The following is a 19,169-nucleotide window of genomic DNA, read 5'->3' on the forward strand; positions in this document are numbered from 1 at the left end:
TGCTCATCCGCGCTTGCGGCCCGGCCCCAGCTTGCGCGTCACCGTGTTGCGGCCCACGCCCAGCTTCGCCGCGGCTTCGGCGCGGCGGCCGTGGGTCAGTTCCAGCGCGACTTCCAGCAGGGTGCGGTCGAGCCGCTCGCGCGCTTCGGCATGCAGGGACTCGGCGCCTTCCAGCAAGCGCCGGCGGGCCCATTCGCCCAGCGCGTGGTCCCATTCGCCGCGTCCGCCGGCGATGGGCGCATGCGACAGCGCACCCTGCAGGTCGGTGGTGTTGATGACGTCGGCCGGCGCCAGCGCGGCCAGCCGCCAGCAGACGTTTTCCAGCTCGCGCACGTTGCCGGGCCAGTCGTGGGCCTGCAGCAGGTCCAGCGCCGGGTTGCTGAAACGCTTGGGCGCGATGTCCAGCTTGCGCGTGGCCATGGCGAGGAAGTTCTCGGCCAGCTGCGGCACGTCGGCGCGGCGTTCGCGCAGCGGCGGCAGCTGCAGGCGCACCACGTTCAACCGGTGCAGCAGGTCGGCGCGGAAGCGGCCTTCGGCGACCAGGCCATCGAGGTCCTGGTGGGTGGCGGCGATCACGCGCACGTCCACGCGGATCAGCTCGCGCCCGCCGACGCGGAAGAATTCGCCTTCGGCCAGCACGCGCAGCAGGCGCGTCTGCAGCGGCAACGGCATGTCGCCGATCTCATCAAGAAACAGCGTGCCGCCATCGGCCTGCTCGAAGCGGCCGATGTGGCGTTTCTGCGCGCCGGTGAACGCGCCCGCCTCGTGGCCGAACAGCTCGCTCTCCAGCAGTTCCGACGGGATGGCCGCCGTGTTCAACGCCACGAACGGTTTGCGCGAGCGCGGCGACTCGTGGTGCAGCGCGTGCGCCACCAGCTCCTTGCCGGTGCCGGTTTCGCCGGTGATCAGCACCGACAGCGGCGCCTGCGCCAGCCGGCCGATCGCACGGAACAGCGCGCGCATCGCGGGCGTGTCGCCGATCAGTTGCGGCGTGGGCGTGGCCGCCTCGCCCTCCGGCACCGCGTCCGCGGCTTCTTCCGCATCGGGCAAGGTGCGCGCGGCCAGGGCCACCGCGTCGTCCAGGTCGAACGGCTTGGACAGGAATTCGTGCGCGCCGCCGCGGAAGGCGCCGGCCGTGCTGGCGACATCGGTGTAGGCCGACATCACGATGACCGGCAATTGCGGATGCGTGGCCTTCAGCCGGTCCAGTAGCACCAGGCCGTCGTCGCCGGGCATGCGTACATCGGTGAACAGCAGGTCGGGCGCGCCGCGGGCGCCCAGCGCGCTGAGGGCGGCGGCGGCGCTGTCGAAGCCGTCCACCGCATAGCCGGCGTCACGCAGGGCGGTGGCCAGCACGAAGCGCACCGAGCGGTCGTCATCGACCACCCAGATGCGGCGTGCGTCGGCGGCGGTGGCCGCCAGGCGGTCAATGGACATGACGTTCCTCGTCGGTGTCGTGCGGCGATTGCGGCAGCAGGAGGGTGAAGACCGTGTGGCCGGGACGCGAGCGGTAGGTCAGCGACCCCCGGTGTTCGCGCGCCACCTGCTGCGACAGCGCCAGGCCCAGGCCGCTGCCTTCGGCGCGGCCGCTGACCAGCGGCAGGAACAGGTGCTCGGCGAGCGCTTCGGGCACGCCGCGGCCGTCGTCGACGATCTCCACCCGCAGCGCCATCGCGTGCAGGTGGTCGTGGATGCGCGACCCGTGTTCGACCCGGGTGCGCAGGATGATGTTGGCCGCACCCGCCTGCAGGGCGTTGCGGACCAGGTTCCAGACCGCCTGGGTCAGGCGGTCGGCGTCGCCGGACAGTTCCGGCAGGCTGGGGTCGTAGTCGCGCTGCAGGCGCACCGACCAGCCGCCCTCGTTTTCGGCCAGGCGCAGCACGCGTTCCAGCACGGTGTGGATGTTCAGCGCCGCGTGCGGCCGCTGCGGCGAGGGCGACAGCAGTTGTTCGAGCAGGGTGTTGAGGCGGTTGATCTCGGACTCGATCAGTTCGATCAGTTCGCGCTCGTCGTCGTTGTCGTTGCGGTGCGCGGCCCGACGGGCCAGCAGCTGGGCGGCGCCCTTCAGGCCCGCCAGCGGATTGCGCAGCTCATGCGCCAGTCCCTTCAGCGCCGCGCTCAAGGCATTGGGCAGCACGTGGGTGGGGTCCAGCGCGGGAAATTCGTCGACCGGGTGCGCTTCCAGCAACCAGCCGCCACCCTCCAGCCGCGACAGCCAGCCCTCGGCGAAGCACGGCGACTCGCCGGGTATGCCCAGCGCCATGCGGTGCAGCCGCAGGACGTCGCGGTCGGTGTTGTCCAGGAACCGCGCCATGGCGTCGCCTTCGATCTCCAGGGCCGCCAGCGGTTGCCCGATCAGGCGGCGGGTACTGACGCCCAGCCAACGGGCGAAGGCCGGGTTGACGCCACGGATCAGACCGCCCGCGTCCGCCCAGGCCACCGGCGTGCTCAGCGCGTCGGTGGTGGGCTCGAATTGCATGGGGGACGGGGCCGGGAACGACATTGCACCAGTTTAGTGCAAAGGCGTTCCCGGCAAGCCATCAGGCCTCGTAGGCCGATTCACCGTGCGAGGCGATGTCCAGGCCCTCGCGCTCGGCGTCTTCGGTCACGCGCAGGCCGAACACGACCTTGGCGATCAGGAAGCCGACCACCGACACCACGCCGATCCAGACGATGGTCAGGCCCACGCCCGTGGCCTGCTTGATGACCTGCGCCACCATGTCGAATTCTTCGCCACCGGTGCCACCCAGCGACGGCGCATGGAACACGCCGGTCAGGATCGCGCCGACGATGCCGCCGACCGCGTGCACGCCGAACACGTCGGCGGTGTCGTCGACCTTCAGCAGGCGCTTCAGGCCGGTGACGCCCCACACGCAGACCACGCCGGCGATGAAGCCGATGGCCACCGCACCGAACGGACCCACCAGGCCGGCGGCCGGGGTGATGCCGACCAGGCCGGCCACCGCACCCGAGGCCACGCCCAGCGCGGACGACTTGCCCTTGAAGATCTTCTCGGTCAGCGCCCAGGCGATGACCGCGGCGGCGGTGGCGACCAGCGTGTTGATGAAGGCCAGTGCGGCGCCCGCGTTGGCTTCCAGGTTGGAGCCGGCGTTGAAGCCGAACCAGCCCACCCACAGCAGCGAGGCACCCACGTAGGTCAGGGTCACGTTGTGCGGCTTCAGCGCGGTCTGGCCGTAGCCCAGGCGCTTGCCGACGAAGTACGCGCCGACCAGGCCGGCCACGCCCGCGTTGATGTGCACCACGGTGCCACCGGCGAAATCCAGCGCACCCAGCTCGAACAGGTAACCACCGGCGGCCCACACGATGTGCGCGATCGGCAGGTAGCCGAAGGTGAACCAGATCACCGAGAACAGGATCACCGCGGCGAACTTCATGCGCTCGGCGAACGCACCGACGATCAGCGCGCCGGTGATGCCGGCGAACGTCGACTGGAACGCGACGAACACGTATTCCGGCAGGCTGACGCCATCGGTGAACGTGGCCGCCAGCGTGTCGACGGTGACGCCCTTCAGGAACAGCTTGTCCAGGTTGCCGAGCCACGCGCCTTCGCCCGAGAACGCCAAGCTGTAGCCATAGACGATCCACAGCACCACCAGCAGCGAGAACACGGTGATCACCTGGACCAGCACCGACAGCACGTTCTTCGACCGCACCATGCCGCCGTAGAACAGCGCCAGGCCCGGCACCACCATCAACAACACCAGCAGCGTGGACGTCAGCATCCACGCCACGTCGCCCTTGTCCACCACCGGTTCGGCGGCGGCCTCTTCAGCCGGCGCCGCCTCGGGCGCGGGCGCTTCGGTCACCGTCTCGGTGACGGTTTCGGTCACCGTTTCGACCACGGGCGCGGCGTCGGCGGTCGCTTCAGCCGCGGGTGGCGCGGGGTCCTGCGCAACGGCGCTCGCCGCCACGCCCATCGTCATCAGGCCGCACAGCGCGGCCAGGCAGAGTACGTGTGCACGGGTCTTCCACCCGGACAACAGTCGAGTCTTCATGTGGGGCTCCGAGTGTTAGAGCGCGTCCGCGCCGACTTCGCCGGTGCGGATGCGGATGACCTGGTCGATGGTGGTGACGAAGATCTTGCCGTCGCCGATCTTGCCGGTGCCGGCGGCCTGCTGGATGGCCTCGATGACGGCCTCCAGTCGCTCGTCGGTGACGACGGTTTCGATCTTGATCTTGGGCAGGAAATCGACGACGTACTCGGCGCCGCGATACAGCTCGGTGTGGCCCTTCTGCCGGCCGAAGCCTTTGACTTCGGTCACGGTGATGCCGGACACGCCCGCTTGCGACAAGGACTCTCGGACCTCGTCGAGCTTGAACGGCCGGATGATGGCGGTGATCAGTTTCATGCGCATACCCCGATGGTGGATGGAACCGGCCGACCGGAGCCGGCCGGCGGTTTCAGGTCACCGGCGCGCGCAACCCCCTGGCTACGCGCACGTGATCGGTGTGGAGCGATGCATGAACCACAGCCGCGCCCGTCGCGATGGAGTGCGACGGGAACGGATGACGTGGGAGGGAGCAGCGGTTCATGGACCTCTCCTGTGTTTCCCCTGGTACAACGTTGCGGCGATCTCCGGAAATCGAAGACGAGTGGTGCCCCGGTTCCCCAACCGGTCGGACGCAACGCAGGGCGATGCGTCCAGTAAGGTGCGGCGATGGCGACGGGTGGGAGGGGAGATCCGTCGCCATCGCCGCGAGAACTCAGTGCGCGACCGCTGCGCCACGGAGGACCGTTACCCGGCCCTCCGCGTGCATCGCGATGTGCGCGTACGCCGGCATCAGTTGGCGTAGTACAGCTGGTATTCCAGCGGGTGCGTGGCCGCGCGGAACTTGGTCACTTCCTGCATCTTCAGCGCGATGTAGGCATCGATGAAGTCGTCGGTCATCACGCCGCCGGCTTTGAGGAAGTCGCGGTCCTTGTCCAGCGCTTCCAGCGCCTGGTCCAGGCTGGAGCAGACCTGCGGGATGTTCTTCTCTTCTTCCGGCGGCAGGTCGTACAGGTCCTTGTCGCTCGGCGCGCCCGGATCGATCTGGTTCTTGATGCCGTCCAGGCCGGCCATCATCAGCGCGGTGAAGGTCAGGTAGCCGGACTGCAGCGGATCGGGGAAGCGGATCTCGATGCGGCGCGCCTTCGGGTTGGCCACCCACGGAATGCGGCACGAGGCCGAGCGGTTGCGCGCCGAGTAGGCCAGCATCACCGGCGCCTCGAAGCCCGGCACCAGGCGCTTGTAGCTGTTGGTGCCCGAGTTGGCGAACGCGTTGATCGCCTTGGCGTGCTTGAAGATGCCGCCGATGTACCACAGCGCCATCTGCGACAGGCCACCATAGCCGTCGCCGGAGAACAGGTTCTGGCCGCCCTTGGCCAGCGACTGGTGCACGTGCATGCCGCTGCCGTTGTCGCCGACGATCGGCTTGGGCATGAAGGTCGCCGTCTTGCCGTTGCGGTGGGCGACGTTGCGCACCACGTACTTCATGCGCTGCAGCTCGTCGGCCTTCTGCACCAGCGTGTTGAACTTGGCGCCGATCTCGCACTGGCCGGCGGTGGCGACTTCGTGGTGGTGCACTTCGACTTCGATGCCGACCTGTTCCAGCGTCTTGCACATCTCGGCGCGCAGGTCGTGCAGCGAATCGGTCGGCGGCACCGGGAAGTAACCGCCCTTGATGCCCGGACGGTAACCGCTGTTGGCACCGTCGTAGCTCTTGCCGCTGTTCCAGGCGCCTTCCTCGGAATTGATCTTGAAGAAGGTGTTGCCCATGTCGTTGGCGAACTGCACCGAGTCGAAGATGAAGAACTCGGGCTCCGGGCCGAAGAACGCCACGTCGGCCACGCCGCTGGCCTTCAGGTGGGCCTCGGCGCGCTTGGCGATGCCGCGCGGATCGCGCGTGTAGCCCTGCATGGTGGCCGGGTCGAGGATGTCGCAGACCAGCACCAGGGTCGGATCGGCGTAGAACGGATCGAGATAGGCCGTGGTCGGGTCGGGCAGCAGCACCATGTCCGACTCGTTGATGCCCTTCCAGCCCGAGATCGACGAGCCATCGAACATCTTGCCGTCTTCGAACAGCGACGCATCGACGATGCTGACGGGGAAGGTGACGTGCTGTTCGACACCACGCATGTCGACGAAGCGCAGGTCGACGAACTCGACCTTGTGGTCCTTGATCAGCTTCTCAACGTTGTCCAGGGACATCTCGGAACCTCGGGTTGGATAAGTGTGTGACGGGGTAGAGCAATCGCCGTGCCAACCTTCGCTGGGCCGCAAGTCATTGATTTTCAAGCGATCCCGTCACGCGCCCCTCACGTAGACGCACCAAGATGGCGCGTTATTTCGATGTCTCGCACCATCACGGCGCATCCGGCTTTCCACTATCCTTGCCGCTCTCCGCCGCCCCTCCCGCGAGCCCCATGACCGACCTGCTCGCCGCGCTGCTGCTCGGCATCCTCGAAGGCCTGACCGAATTCCTGCCCATCTCCAGCACCGGCCACCTGCTGATCGCGCAGCACTGGCTGGGCGAGCGCTCGGACTTCTTCAACATCGTCATCCAGGCCGGCGCCATCCTCGCCACCACGCTGGTGTTCCGCCGCCGCATCTGGGAACTGACGACCGGCTGCTGGCGCGATGCCGAAGCCCGCGACTACGCGATGAAGCTGGCCGCCGCCTTCCTGGTCACCGCGCTGGTCGGCCTGCCGGTACGCCTGGCCGGCTGGGAGCTGCCGGAAACCGTCACCCCCATCGCGTGGGCGCTGATCCTCGGCGGCGTATGGATGCTTTTTGCCGAACATGTCGCCGAGAAGCGCGGCGATGTCGCCACGATCACTTGGAAGGTGGCCATCCTCGTCGGCCTGGCGCAGGTGGTGGCCGGGGTGTTCCCCGGCACCTCGCGCTCGGCGGCGGCCATCTTCATGGCGATGCTGGCCGGCACCAGCCGGCGCTCGTCGGCGGCGGAATTCGTGTTCCTGCTCGGCATCCCCACCATGTTCGCGGCCAGCGGCTACGCCTTCCTGGAACTGGTCAAGGACGACGCGCTGGGCAGCGAGAACTGGGGCGAAGTGGCACTGGCCTTCGCCGCCGCCACCGCCACCGGCTTCGTGGTGGTGAAGTGGCTGCTCGGCTTCATCAAGGCGCACCGCTTCACCGGCTTCGCGATCTACCGCATCGTGCTGGGTGCGTTGTTGCTGCTGCTGATGCCGGTGGGGAGCTGAGCCGCCCGCCGTCGGCCTGACGGCGCGCCTTCACCCCGTTCCAACCCGCCACGCGTTTGCATACCGCCACCCTGATGGAGAACGCCATGAAACGACTGCTGCTGCTCGCCCTGCCGCTGGCGCTGGCCGGCTGCCCCAAGCCGGCCGAACAGGCCGACGCGCCTGTGCCGGTGGCGACCGCCGCCCCGGAAGCGCCTGCAACCCCGTCCGCGGACGCCGCAACGCTGCTCCCGCAATACCACTGGCAGCTCATGGACGCGACCGACGCGCAGGGCAAGCGCATTGATGCGCTGTTCGCACGCGCCGACAAGCCGTTGCAGCTCGACTTCAAGGACGGCCGCCTGGGTGTGGCCAATACCTGCAACCGGATGGGCGGCACCTACACGCTGTCGGACACCAGCCTCACCATCGGCCGGCTGACGTCCACCATGATGGCCTGCACCGACAACGCATTGATGGCGCTGGACCAGGAAGCGGGCAAGCGGCTGGAAGGCACGCTGAAGGTCGCCGCCACCCAGGACGGCGTCGCCCAACTGACACTCACCACGGCGACCGGCGACACCCTCGTGTTCGCCGGCAACCCGACCGCCGAAACCCGCTACGGCGGCCCCGGCGAACGCGTGTTCCTGGAAGTCGCCGCCGAGACCACACCCTGCAGCCATCCGCTGATCCCCGACAAGCAGTGCCTGCAGGTGCGCGAGATCGCGTACGACGACAAGGGCCTGAAAGTCGGCACGCCCGGCGAGTTCCAGCCTTTCCACGACAGCATCGAGGGCTACACGCACGAGCCCGGCATCCGCAACGTGCTGCGCGTGGACCGCTACACGGTGAAGAACCCGCCCGCCGATGCATCGCCGCAGGCGTACGTGCTGGACATGGTGGTGGAGTCGGCGAACGAGACGCCGTAACGAACGGTCACGCGATGCGCGCCGGGGCACCGCGGCGCGCATCGGTGCAGCAGGCCAGCCGCTATAGTGGCGCGCCACCGGTTTCGACCCGCGATCGATGACCCTCCCCGCAAGGAACGCCACTCTTTTCTTCTGGATCGCCACCACCCTGCTGGCGGTCTTGTCGCTGCTGATGTGGTGGCCGGCGCTGACCACGCCGTTCTGGGGCGATGACTATGTGTTCCTGCATGCTGCGCACGCGACCAATGCGACCGGCGCGCCGTGGTGGTCGGATTTCTGGCCCTCGTCGCCACCGCGCTTCTGGCGGCCGTTGTCGCAGGAAGGCTACTGGCGCTGGATCGATGCCTCGCTCGGCGGCAGTGCCCATGGCGCGCACGCGATAAGCCTGCTGCTGCACGTACTTGCCACGCTCGGGGTCGCCCTGTTCGCCTTCCGCCTGGCGCGTGCCTGCCGCTGGTCGCATACTGGCCGCATCGCCGCGCTCGCCGGTGCGGTGTACGGCGGACTGACGATGCACCTGTTGCCCGTGCATTGGGCCGCGGCGGCGAACAACGCCCTGCTGACGTTGTTCACCACGCTGCTGCTGGCCGCCTGGGTCAGCGCGCGCGACGCTACGCCTCTGCTGCGCTTCGCGTTGCTGGCATCGCTGCCGGTGGTGCTGGCGCTGGCCTTGCTGAGCAAGGAATCCGCAGCGCTGACACCGGTACTGATGCTCGTGGTCGCCGCCTTCATCGCCGTGCGCCGGCTGGACCGTGGCGAGCTGGTCGCCTGGCTGGCCTGCGTCGCCGTTGTCGCGCTATGGCTGGTGCTGCGCGCGCGCTTCACCGCCAACACCGACGCCTCCTATGAATTGAGACTGGGCAGCAACGTGCTGCGAAACGCCGCCTCGTTCGGGGCGTGGCTGTTGAACGTGCCACGCGAGGCGATGCGCATGGCGGTGGCAGGTGAACGGATCCACGGCCTGGCCTGGATCGCCGCCACCGCACTGCCGATGCTGGCCGCGTGGGCGATCGCCGGCTGGCACGGCCGCACGCTGCTGACACGGTGGCAATGGCTGTGCATCGGTGCGTTCGCCCTGCTGGCGTACGCGCCCTACTTCCTGTTCGCCTGGAACAGCTATGAGTACTACGCGGCCATCGCCGTGATCCTGCCGGTGATCGTGCTGGTGCGCTGCGTCGCCACCGATCGCGTCGCGCTGCTGGTGGCCGCACTGGTCGCGGTGTCGTCATGGATCGCGGTGGAAGGCACGCGCCGACTCGACCATCCCGGCCTGATCGGCCGCGCGCAGTGGGCGGAAGCGACGTTGCAGGCACTGGAGCCGCAGCGGATCGCCACGCCACTGTATGTCAGCGTCGCGGACGAACAGCGTTTCTACGCCATCGGCCAGATGGGCCTGGCGTGGCGACTTGGCCTTCCGCCGGAGCAGATCCACGTGGCACGGGAGTGCCCGTCCTCGGGCCCCTGCCTGGTCATCGAGGCCGATGGACGCTGGCGCTGGCGGCACGCCGCGGAGTGATCCGCCGCCTGCGCATCATTCCTGCACCGCCGCCGGACGACGCTTCAGCACCACGCGCGTGCGCGGCCAGCGATCGTGCCAGCCGCGTGGATCGTCATCGTCGGCGAGCAGTACCGAGAAGGCCTCGAACGGCACCACGCGACTGACACTGCGCAGCAGCGCTTGGCCGAAGGTGATCCCGCGACCGGCCTCGTCGACCACGCGCGTGCTGGTCACCAGCTTGCCGATCGTGGTGCCCGTGGTGCCTTCCATCAGCGTGTAGTAGACGATGATCAGGGCGAAGGTGATCAGCTGTTCCTGCCACCACGCCAGGCGTTCGGCCCAGTCCAGCACCTCGTCGCCGCCGACGATGGCTGCGACCACCAACGTCAGGAAGAGGAGGCCAAGCACGATGACGCGGTCAATCATCCAGTGGACGAAGCGGCGCAGCTTCGTAGCCTGCGTCAACGCCACCGGCTCGCCCACCGGCTCGTCGATGACGCTGCGCGGGCTTTCGTACGGGTTGTCTCCCCCCATGGGGTTCAATCACGCAGTGCCGCGTTGAGCGTGTAGGTGCCGTGCACCAGCGCCTCGCCCAGCACATGCCCCTGCATCGCGCGCTCGACGTCGGCGGCGGTGAAGCGCGCCGGCAGGTCGAGCGTGGCCACGTCCAGCGCGAACAGGCGGAAGAAGTAGCGGTGCACGCGCAGGTCGTTGAACGGCGGATACGGGCCGTCGTAGCCGTAGTACTCGCCGCCCATCTGCGCGTCGCCGGCGAACCAGCCCGTGTAGCCGTTCAGTCCCTGCCGCGCGCCGGCCGGTCCGGCCGGCAGCTGCTTGCCCTTGGCGGTGACGCCGTCGCTGCAGCTGCCGGCGGCGATCTCGCGCACGTCGGGTGCGATGTCGGCCATCGCCCAGTGGATGAAGTGCGCACGCGGCTGTTCGACCGGGATCTGCAGGTCGTCACGGCCGACGGTCTCGGGCACGGTCGGCGCATCGGGATCGATGCACAGCAGGGCGAAGGACTTCGTCCCTTCCGGCACCTCATCCCACGCCAGGTGCGGGTTGCGGTTGGCGGCGAAGCCGTCGGGCTGGCCCATCGCGAATTCGGCCGGGATGGGCTTGGTGTTCTCGAAACTGTCGCTCCACAGACGCATGGGTCGCTCCTGCAAGAAGGGGGAGGAATCAGGTGGCCGGATAGCCCAGGCGCACCGCCACCGGGGTCAGCGCGGCGAACGGGCCGGCCAGTGCCTGCGCATAGTGGCGCCAGTGGCCTTCGGGGAAGCGGCGCGCGCCGGACGACGGCGGCACCGGCAACTGCACGCCCAGGGCTTCGCCGAGGGCGCCGGCCACGGCGCCGGCATCGTCCTTGATGGCGTCCATGCGGATCAGGCTGTGCGAATACAGGTCGTCCTCGTGCAGGATCGCGATCTGCTCGAACAGGCCAGCCAGCCACTCGGCACCCTCCTGCAGTCCATCCAGCGCCAACGGCGCCGGGCAGCCGAACGCCAGCCAGTCCAGGAACGCATCGCGCGGATCGCGTACGGCGATCAGCAGATGGCCCTGCGGCAGCTGCGGACGCAATGCCGTCAGGAAGGCGTTGTCCCACATCAGCAGCCAGTCGACCACACGCCCTTCGTTCACGCCGCGGGCGGGCAGCGCGTCGCGCCAGCCGCTGATGAACGCCTCGGCGGACATCTCGCCCGATCGCAATGCAGCGGCGGCGAAAAAGTTCTGGAAGCCGTCGTTCGGCGGCTGCGCAAGATAGCGGTCGCCGCGGAACTCGTCGGTGATGTAGCCGAGCACGCCGGCGAGCGATTCGACGACGGTGCCCGGCGCTCCCCACAGCAGGAAGGGACGCACGGCAGGACCCTCCGGCATCACCGCGCGCTCGGGCCAGGCGGACGGGGCATCCGTACGCGGCCAGAGCGGCAAACGCGACGGCGCTGCTTCCCGCGCCAGCGCGGCCCACGTATCGATCGCATCGGCGTAGCGGCCTGCGCGGTCGCGCACGAACGCCTGCCAGCTGCGCAGACCGCGCCGCTGGTCGGGATCCTCCGCCTTGTTCGCCAGCTCGCCGACCCGGGCGATGGCCGCCATCGGGTCGCGCCGCAGCAGGCCTTCGACGATGCGCTGTTCGCCGCTGGCGCGGCCCGGGTCCAGTTCCACGATCCGGCGCGCGACGGCTTCGGCGGCCTCGTCGTCGTCGGCGGCGTCCAGCACCGACATCTGCGCTTCCAGCGCCGGCACGTGCTGCGGCATCGCCGCCACCCAGCGCTCGACCACCGCGCGGGCTTCGGTGCTGCCGACGGCCTCGAACAGCAGGCGGGCCAGCCACAGGTCGTGCACGTCGGCGGCGGTGGCCAGCGCGGCGTCGAGCGTATTGCGGGCGTCGTCCTGCGCGTCCAGGCGGCGCCAGGCCTCGATGATCGCCAGCACGGTGTCGCGGTCGCGCGGCTGGCCGGCCAGGGCGATGCGCAGGGCGGCCAGCGCTTCCTCGTTCTGGCCGGCGGCCAGGCGCAGGTGGCCGATGTAGCGGTGCAGGGCCGGCGCGTTGTTGATCGCGACCAGCGGCACCAGCTCGTCGGCCGCATCGGCAGGACGGCCCTGCCGGCGGATCAGGTCGGCGATCAGGCTGCGCAGGTTGTCCGAGCCGGGCACCTTCTCGATCACGCCGCGGAACGCCTGCTCGGCGAACGCCCAGTGGCCCAGTGCCATGTGGATGAAGCCCAGCGCATAGCGCAGCTGCACGTCGTCCGGCGCCTGCTGCAGCGCGGCCGAGACGATCTTCAGCGCATCGTTGGCGTTGCCCCGGCGCAGCGTGACCATGCCGTCGATGGCCGCCAGCTGCGGATGGTCCGGCGCCACGCGCCCGGCCAGGCGGCTGAGCCGCTCGGCTTCGTCCAGGTCGCCGCGGCCGAGCGCCAGCTGGCCCTGGATCACGTACGCCGTGAACTGGTTGGGGTCCAGTACCGTCGCCTGGCTCAGCGCGGCCTGCGCGTCCTCGTTGCGGCGGCTGCCCACCAGCACGCCGGCGCGGGCCAGGTGCAGGTCGGCGTTGTCCGGCGCCAGCGCGATGGCGCGGTCGATGGTCGCCAGCGCGGCGTCGGGCTGGCCGGCCTGCATCTGCGACGTGGACAGCCAGCGCAGCGCATGCGGGTCGTCGGGGCGCTCGGCCACCAGGGCGTCGGCGGCGGTCAGGGCCTCGGCCACGGCGCCACGGCGCAGGGCGTCCAGAATCGGGTCGTACATTGCGGTTACCAGCGTTCGGTCAAACGCCGATTGTAGCGGGGCTTACCGGCTCAGGCGGCGCCGCCGGCCAGCCGCTCGGCCACCCAGCGCTCGGCGTAACCGTCGCCGGCGGCGTTCTCGATGAAGGCGCAGTGGCCGCCCCACGGCGCGATCTCCAGCGTGGCCTGAGCCGGCAAGACCCAGTCGCGGAACGTGTCGAAGGGAATGACCGGATCGTCCTCGGCCATCAGGATGTGCGCCGGCACGCTCAGACCGGCCAGCCGGTCGCCCGAGATCGCATAGCCGTCGAAGTACGCATCCAGCGTGCCGAACGCGGTATGCCGCTGCACCAGCCAGTCGGTCAGCGCGCGGATGTCCAGCGCCAGCACGGTGTCATCGAAGTCGTGCCGCTGCGGGAACAGGCGGCGCTTGCGCTCCAGCGAGCGGCGCCACTTGCGGGAGAAATACCAGTCGTAGAACGGCAGGCCGCTCTCGATGCGGTCCATGGTGATGGCCGGGTCCAGCAACGGGCAGACCGCCGCCACGTGCGCCAGCGCCAGCCCGGCCTGCGGCGCGCGCAGCGCCAGCCGCAGCGCGAAGTTGCCGCCCAGCGAATACCCCGCTACCCGCATCGGCGCCTCGCCGGCGAACCGCCGCGACACGTCCAGGGCGGCGTGCACCACTTCGTCCAGCCGGTTGGAGTGGAACAGGTCCTCGTTGAGGTGGTGGGTATCGCCGTGGTCGCGGAAATTCAGCCGGAACACGTCGAAGCCGCGCGTGAGCAACTGCGCCGCGGTCAGCCGCATGTAGTTGGAATCGGCACTGCCTTCCCAGCCGTGCAGCAGCATCACCAGCCCGCGCGCGTCGCGGCCGGGCACCTGGCTGTGGAAGCCCTGCAGGCGCACGCCATCGCCACCGTCCACGATGTGCTCCAGCGTCACCGCGCCGCTGCCCGCCAGCGCGCGCAAGGCGCGCCGGCGGCGCAGCGCGCTGGACCCCAGCACCGATTGCAGGTGGGGGTTGCGCAGCCAGCGGGGGGGTCGGAAATCGGCGGCAGTGATCATGGGGTCATCGCGGCAGCGTCGGCACGAGGGTGGCACCGGCGGGCCGAGTATTCCCTCCAATACGTCGCAAGGCCGTCATGCCGGCCGCTCACGCATCCGCCATCGCCTGCACGATGCGTTCGCGCGACAGGTCGGCGATGCGCCGGCGGCCTTCGACATCGGCCACGCGGATCGGTTCCAGGAAACAGATGTCGGCCGTGCGCGCCGGTTCGCCCAGCAGGCGCACGAAGTTGGCGAAGAAGCTCTCCTTCGGCCCGAACGCCACCACCGGCTGCGCGCTGCCCTTCGCGCCGTAGCGCAGCGCCACCGGCTGCACCGGCACGCCGGCCTCGACCGCGGCCAGGAAGATGCGCGCATGGAACGGCCCCACCGCATGGCCGTCGCGGGTGCGGCCCTCCGGGAACACGCCGACCGAGCGGCCCTCGCGCAGGCGCCGCATCATCGCCTGCAGCACGCCGCCCAGCGATTCCTGGCTGCCGCGCTGGTGGAAGATGGTCTGCCCCTGCGCCGCCAGCCAGCCCACCACCGGCCAGCCGCGGATCTCCTGCTTGGCCACGAAGCCCATCATGCGCTGGCTGTGCAGCGCCTCGATGTCGATCCAGCTCACGTGGTTGGCCACGAACATCGTGGCGCCCGGCAGCGGCGTGCCCACCCGGCGCAGGCGGAAGCCGAAGATGCGCATCAGCCCGCTGGACCACCAGCGCACCGCCACGTCGCCCACGCTTTCGTCGCCCACGCGGATCCACACCAGCAGCGGCGACAGGCACAGCAGGGTGATCGGCAGGAAGAGCAGCAGGTGGATGAGCAGCAACGGCACGCGGTACGCGTAGCGGAATACCCGCGCCACGCCGCTGCCGCCAGCAACATGAACAGGGGGCGGCGTCATGCCATCAAGATAACAGGAGTGAGGCGAGAGGAGTGAGGAGTGAGCGAAGGCAAAAGCTCTGGCTTCGCTCACGCCTCACTCCTCTCCGCTCCCCACTAGCTCCTGGGCACGACGGCCAGCGTCAGCCGCGACACGCAGACCAGCTTGCCGTCGTCGTTCTCGATGCGGATCTCCCACAGCTGCGTGCTGCGGCCCACGTGCAATGCGCGCGCCGTGCCGGTGACCACACCGCCGCGCATCGCGCGCACATGGTTGGCGTTGATCTCCAGGCCCACCACCATCTCCTTGGCGATGTCCACGCACAGGTTGCCGGCCACGCTGCCCAGCGTCTCGGCCAGCGCCACCGACGCGCCGCCGTGCAGGATCCCGTACGGCTGCACGGTGCGCGCATCCACCGGCATGGTGCCGCGCAGCCAGTCGTCGCCGGCTTCGGTCATGACGATGCCGAGGTGGGACACCAGCGTGTCGGCGGCGTGGGCGTTGATGGCGGCGAGATCGACGGGAGCGCGGAAGGCCATGGCGGTTCTCTGGGAGCGAGGAGTGAGTGGAGAGGAGTGAGGAGTGAGGAGGAGGGGTGCGAGCTTCGCTCACTCCTCACTCCTCTCCCCTCACTCCTGCCTTACAGAATCGGTACGAGCCCCGCGCCGAACGCCGTCAGCACGCGCGTGTACAGCCACTTCGGCCCGACGTTGACCTCGGGGAAGTCGCCGACCGCCACGTAGCAACGATGGAACGCGGGGTCCTTCGGGCCCACCGGCAGCGGGCAGTCGGGACCGGGCCGGAACTCGTAGCTGGTGGCGTAGCGCCACGGCCAGATGTCGAAGATCGGCAGCGCCTCGGACACCTTGCCCAGGCTGTAGTCCAGGCCGGAGAACACCGGCGGCTTGGCGCGCGGCGCGATCACCCAGGCGTTTTCCGGCGCCATGTCGCGGCGGATGCTGCCGGCCAGCGCCTGCGCGAACACCGGGTCCTCGATCACCACCGCCGCCTCGGTGTTGTAGTTCTCCGAGCGCGGGTCGAAGTTGTGCGTGCCGATCACCGCGATCCGGCCATCGATCACCATCGACTTCGCATGCAGGCCCATGCGCACGCCGGCGCGCTTCAGCGGCAGCGGTTCGGCCGCCGCGCCGCTGCTGAAGAACGACGGGCGCGATTCGGTACGTTGCAGGCGACGCGTGGTCTCGCCGCCACCGTCGCCGGAGGACCCGCCCGATGACGGCCCGATCGAGCCCGACGGACCGCGGATGCCGCCACTGCCGCCACGCCCGCCCTCCCCGGGCGACGCCAGCGGCGGCCCTTCCGGCATCAGCGCGGCGTAATCCACCGGTGCGTCTTCGGGGAACGGCTTGTACTCGTGGATGCGGAAGCCGAACTCGCGCAGGTAGCGGCGCTTGTACTTGAACGACATCGAATAGACGATCGGGTTGTCGGTCGCGGCCAGGCTGTTGGTCGACACGATCACCTGCGGCGGCGCTTCGCGCGTGCGCATGTCGCGGAACATCGCCTGCGCCTGCTTCGACATCACCAGGTACGGCGTCTGCAGCAGCACTTCGTCGCGGGCGCTGCGGATCAGCGCCTCCAGCTCCGGCGCCGCCGGCGCATCGTCTTCGCGCCGCTCGCGCCGGTGCTTCTGCGGCAGGTCGGCGATGTAGCGCACCGCGCCGAGCGCGAACGCCGGTTCGACGAAGCGCGTCCGCATCACCCCGGGATCGCTCGCCTCCACGCGCGCGGCCTGCACCCGCTCGGGCCGCAGGTAGCGCGGCACCGGCATCGCCGGCACGCCGTCGTCCAGCAGGGTGCGGCCGACATCATTCAGGCGCTCGGCCGGCACGCTGCGCCGCGCATCCCAGAACGCCTGGAAATTCACCGCCATCGCCGCCGCTTCCGGCCCGGCGACCAGCACGTCGCGGTCGCGGAAGTTGTACTCCGCGTCCCAGTCGAAATAGTCGTCCTGGTAGTTGCGCCCGCCGCTGATGCCGATGCGCTCGTCCACCAGCAGCAGCTTGGTGTGCATGCGCTGGTTGAAGCGGCGGAAGCAGCACAGCACGCTGCCCGCGTAGTCGAAGTAGTTCAGCTTGGCCTTGCCGAAGCTGGGGTTGTAGATGCGGATGGAAAAGTTGCGGTGCGATCCGGACAGCGCGGCCAGAATCTCCAGGTCGGCGATCGCCGACAGCTGGTCGATCAGCAGCCGCACCTTCACCCCGCGCCGCGCCGCCGCCAGCAGTTCGTCCAGCACCAGCCGCGCACTGTCGTCCTTGTCGAAGATGTAGGTCTGCAGGTCGATGCGCTGGCGCGCGCTGCGGATCAGGTTCAGGCGCGCCAGCAGCGCATCCGAGCCCTGGTCCAGGATCACCGCGTAGTGGCGCGGCGCCGTGGGCGTGGAGGTGGCCTCGGCCTGGCCGGCCAGGTCGTACAGCGGCGACGGCAGCGCACAGGCATCGGCCTGCGTGCACTCGACCACGGTGGAGCGGGCGGCGGCGGCGATGCCGGCCGCGCGCTCGCGCTGGCGGTCGGACAGGCTGGCGCAGGCCGTGCCCAGCAGCGCAAGGCAGAGCACCACGCAGCGCGCGGCCAGCTTGGGGAAATCGGGATTCACGGGGTCTTGGCGCTCCGGACGCGCGCACGCAGCACGAAGACCACGCGGTCGCTGACGGCCAGCATCCAGTCGTCCATGTCGTAGTCGCTGCGGCGCACCGCGCCGGTGGCCACCACGTCGCAGCCGATCGCCGGCAGCGAACACTCCGCCGGCGCCACCTGCAGGCTGCGCGGCCGGCTGATGCCCTTGATGCTCAGGTCGCCCTCCAGCGTGCCGCCGTCGTACAGCAGCATCGGGTCATAGGGTTTGGAGGTGAAGGTGACCACCGGATAGCGGTCGGCGTCGAAGAACTGCCCGCCGCGCGCCCACTCGCTGTAGCGCGGGTGCCCGTCGATCTCCACCTCGCGCGTGTACATGCGCAGGCGCACCTGCTGGCGGCCATCGGGCAGGTGTTCCACCGAGCCTTCGTAGCGCGGGAACACGCCATCCAGCACCTGGCCCCAGCGCGTGCGCAGCTCGAACCCCAGCCGCGTGTGCGCGGGATCGAAATCGTTGCGCCCGTCCGCCAGGGCCGGCGTCGCCAGCAGCGCGCCCACCCCCAGCACGGCAAGCCGCACCACGCCGGGGAGGAACGGCGTCATGGCCACCAGAAGGCGGAGAGCTGCGCCACTCCCGGCTCGATCGCCGCGTCCACCGGCAGCGTCAGCACCACCACGCCGGCCGGCGGCATGCCGCGGTACTCACTGGTCACGCCGGAATACATCAGCGCCGCCAGCTGCTCGAAGCCCGGGTTGTGCCCGACCATCAGCAGACGCTCGGCCTCGCGGTGCTGGTCGGCCAGGTCGGCCAGGGTGCCGGGCGTGGCTTCGTAGATGCGCTCTTCCAGCCGCTGCTCCACATAGCCCACAGCGCCCAGCACCGCCTCCAGGGTTTCGCGGGCACGGCGCGCGGGCGAGCACAGCACCCGGTCCGGCACCAGGCCCTTTTCCAGTAGCCAGCGCGCGGCGGCCTCGGCCTCGGCCAGGCCTTGCGGCGACAGGGGACGGTCCAGGTCCGACTGCCCCGGGGTGACGGGCTCGGCATGGGCATGGCGCAGCAGGATCAGTTCACGCATGGGACAACGACTCCTTAGGCCTCAGGCCTTCTTGATCCATTTCAGCAACGGCTCCCAGTCGGCCTGGTGCTCGCGCACCTGGGCCGAGCGGTAATCGAACAGGCTGCGGCCCAGGCCGGCCATCACCACGTAGGCCTGGGTGTCGCGCAGCTGGGTGATGACCGGGTAGGGCCAGGTCTTCAGCATCTCCACCGCCTGCTGCGAGGCGTTGGTCCACGGCTTGCTGCGATTGACCACCAGCCCCACCGGCAGCTTGCGCTTGTGCACGCGCGGCACCTTGGCCATGGTGTTGAGGAAGCCGACCGTGGCCTCGATGTCCAGCGCCGACGGCAGCACCGGCACCACCACCGCATCGGCGTGCTCCAGGAAGCTGTCCAGGTCGTCGGCCATCGCCCCGGCCGGGGCATCGATCACCACCCGCTCCGCATCTTCCGGCAGCCAGGCGCGCCAGGCGCGCTTGCCGCTGGCGTCGATCGGCAGCACCGCCGTGTCCAGTTCCGCCCGGCGCTCGGCCCAGCGGGTGGAGGAATGCTGGGGATCCACGTCCACCAGCACGGTGCGCTTGCCATCCAGTGCGAAGTACGCGGCCAGATTGGTCGCCAGGGTGGTCTTGCCCGCGCCGCCCTTGGAGCTGGCGACCAGAATCGTCTTCATGCGCGCACCTCGTTGCTGGAGAACCCGGAGGGTACACCGGGGGCGGTGAAGCGGAA

18 protein-coding genes are annotated in these 19,169 nt (G+C 69.6%); 3 read left to right on the forward strand and 15 right to left on the reverse strand.

What is annotated here, in order from left to right:
• Positions 1–3: 3 nt before the first annotated feature.
• The 5 genes from ntrC to glnA all read right to left on the reverse strand — a co-directional run bounded on the left by ntrC (position 4) and on the right by glnA (position 6,212).
• Positions 4–1,422, reverse strand: coding sequence for a nitrogen regulation protein NR(I) (ntrC, locus tag MMG85_RS13135; protein ID WP_055941076.1), 1,419 nt, complete (start codon positions 1,420–1,422; stop codon positions 4–6).
• A gap of 4 nt (positions 1,423–1,426) precedes the next feature.
• Positions 1,427–2,479, reverse strand: a complete 1,053-nt coding sequence (locus tag MMG85_RS13140; protein ID WP_241046452.1) for an ATP-binding protein — start codon at positions 2,477–2,479, stop codon at positions 1,427–1,429.
• Between the two features lie 61 nt (positions 2,480–2,540).
• Complete coding sequence (locus tag MMG85_RS13145; protein WP_241046453.1) at positions 2,541–4,016, reverse strand: ammonium transporter; 1,476 nt, start codon at positions 4,014–4,016, stop codon at positions 2,541–2,543.
• 15 nt (positions 4,017–4,031) lie between these two features.
• Positions 4,032–4,370, reverse strand: a complete 339-nt coding sequence (locus MMG85_RS13150; RefSeq protein WP_055941078.1) for a P-II family nitrogen regulator — start codon at positions 4,368–4,370, stop codon at positions 4,032–4,034.
• A gap of 432 nt (positions 4,371–4,802) precedes the next feature.
• A complete protein-coding gene (glnA, locus tag MMG85_RS13155) occupies positions 4,803–6,212 on the reverse strand; it encodes a type I glutamate--ammonia ligase (protein ID WP_241046454.1) in 1,410 nt (469 codons plus the stop codon).
• Between the two features lie 215 nt (positions 6,213–6,427).
• On the opposite strand from glnA, the gene MMG85_RS13160 reads away from it, so the two are divergent.
• From MMG85_RS13160 to MMG85_RS13170, 3 genes are all read left to right on the forward strand, one after another.
• Positions 6,428–7,225 (forward strand): undecaprenyl-diphosphate phosphatase, encoded by a 798-nt coding sequence (locus MMG85_RS13160; RefSeq protein ID WP_241046455.1) that lies wholly within the window; start codon positions 6,428–6,430, stop codon positions 7,223–7,225.
• A gap of 86 nt (positions 7,226–7,311) precedes the next feature.
• Positions 7,312–8,133, forward strand: a complete 822-nt coding sequence (locus MMG85_RS13165; protein ID WP_241046456.1) for an META and DUF4377 domain-containing protein — start codon at positions 7,312–7,314, stop codon at positions 8,131–8,133.
• A 97-nt stretch (positions 8,134–8,230) separates the two neighbouring features.
• A complete protein-coding gene (locus MMG85_RS13170; RefSeq protein ID WP_241046457.1) occupies positions 8,231–9,649 on the forward strand; it encodes a hypothetical protein in 1,419 nt (472 codons plus the stop codon).
• Between the two features lie 15 nt (positions 9,650–9,664).
• Here MMG85_RS13170 and MMG85_RS13175 read toward each other — a convergent pair whose 3' ends face one another.
• The 10 genes from MMG85_RS13175 to MMG85_RS13220 all read right to left on the reverse strand — a co-directional run bounded on the left by MMG85_RS13175 (position 9,665) and on the right by MMG85_RS13220 (position 19,113).
• Positions 9,665–10,165, reverse strand: coding sequence for an RDD family protein (locus tag MMG85_RS13175; protein ID WP_241046458.1), 501 nt, complete (start codon positions 10,163–10,165; stop codon positions 9,665–9,667).
• A gap of 5 nt (positions 10,166–10,170) precedes the next feature.
• Positions 10,171–10,785 (reverse strand): YbhB/YbcL family Raf kinase inhibitor-like protein, encoded by a 615-nt coding sequence (locus tag MMG85_RS13180; protein ID WP_241046459.1) that lies wholly within the window; start codon positions 10,783–10,785, stop codon positions 10,171–10,173.
• A 28-nt stretch (positions 10,786–10,813) separates the two neighbouring features.
• Entirely contained in the window at positions 10,814–12,880 is a 2,067-nt protein-coding gene (locus MMG85_RS13185; RefSeq protein ID WP_241046460.1) for a tetratricopeptide repeat protein, read from the reverse strand.
• A 50-nt stretch (positions 12,881–12,930) separates the two neighbouring features.
• Positions 12,931–13,920 carry an alpha/beta fold hydrolase gene (locus tag MMG85_RS13190; RefSeq protein WP_241046469.1) on the reverse strand — a complete coding sequence of 330 codons (990 nt, stop codon included), beginning with the start codon at positions 13,918–13,920 and terminating at the stop codon, positions 12,931–12,933.
• Positions 13,921–14,011: 91 nt separating this feature from the next.
• Positions 14,012–14,809, reverse strand: coding sequence for a lysophospholipid acyltransferase family protein (locus tag MMG85_RS13195; RefSeq protein WP_241046461.1), 798 nt, complete (start codon positions 14,807–14,809; stop codon positions 14,012–14,014).
• Positions 14,810–14,904: 95 nt separating this feature from the next.
• A complete protein-coding gene (locus MMG85_RS13200) occupies positions 14,905–15,327 on the reverse strand; it encodes a hotdog fold thioesterase (RefSeq protein WP_241046462.1) in 423 nt (140 codons plus the stop codon).
• Positions 15,328–15,428: 101 nt separating this feature from the next.
• Positions 15,429–17,366, reverse strand: coding sequence for a phospholipase D family protein (locus MMG85_RS13205; protein ID WP_241046470.1), 1,938 nt, complete (start codon positions 17,364–17,366; stop codon positions 15,429–15,431).
• Positions 17,367–17,401: 35 nt separating this feature from the next.
• The gene (locus MMG85_RS13210; RefSeq protein ID WP_241046463.1) at positions 17,402–17,986 is read right to left on the reverse strand and encodes a YceI family protein; all 585 of its coding nucleotides are present in this window, start codon (positions 17,984–17,986) and stop codon (positions 17,402–17,404) included.
• A complete protein-coding gene (locus tag MMG85_RS13215; RefSeq protein WP_241046464.1) occupies positions 17,983–18,459 on the reverse strand; it encodes a histidine phosphatase family protein in 477 nt (158 codons plus the stop codon). Before MMG85_RS13215 ends, MMG85_RS13210 begins: the two co-directional genes overlap by 4 nt.
• A 21-nt stretch (positions 18,460–18,480) precedes the next feature.
• On the reverse strand, positions 18,481–19,113 hold the full coding sequence (locus tag MMG85_RS13220) for a ParA family protein (protein ID WP_241046465.1): 633 nt from the start codon (positions 19,111–19,113) through the stop codon (positions 18,481–18,483).
• Between the last annotated feature and the right edge of the window lie 56 nt (positions 19,114–19,169).

This window comes from Pseudoxanthomonas sp. LH2527, assembly GCF_022539275.1.
Taxonomy (GTDB): domain Bacteria; phylum Pseudomonadota; class Gammaproteobacteria; order Xanthomonadales; family Xanthomonadaceae; genus Pseudoxanthomonas_A.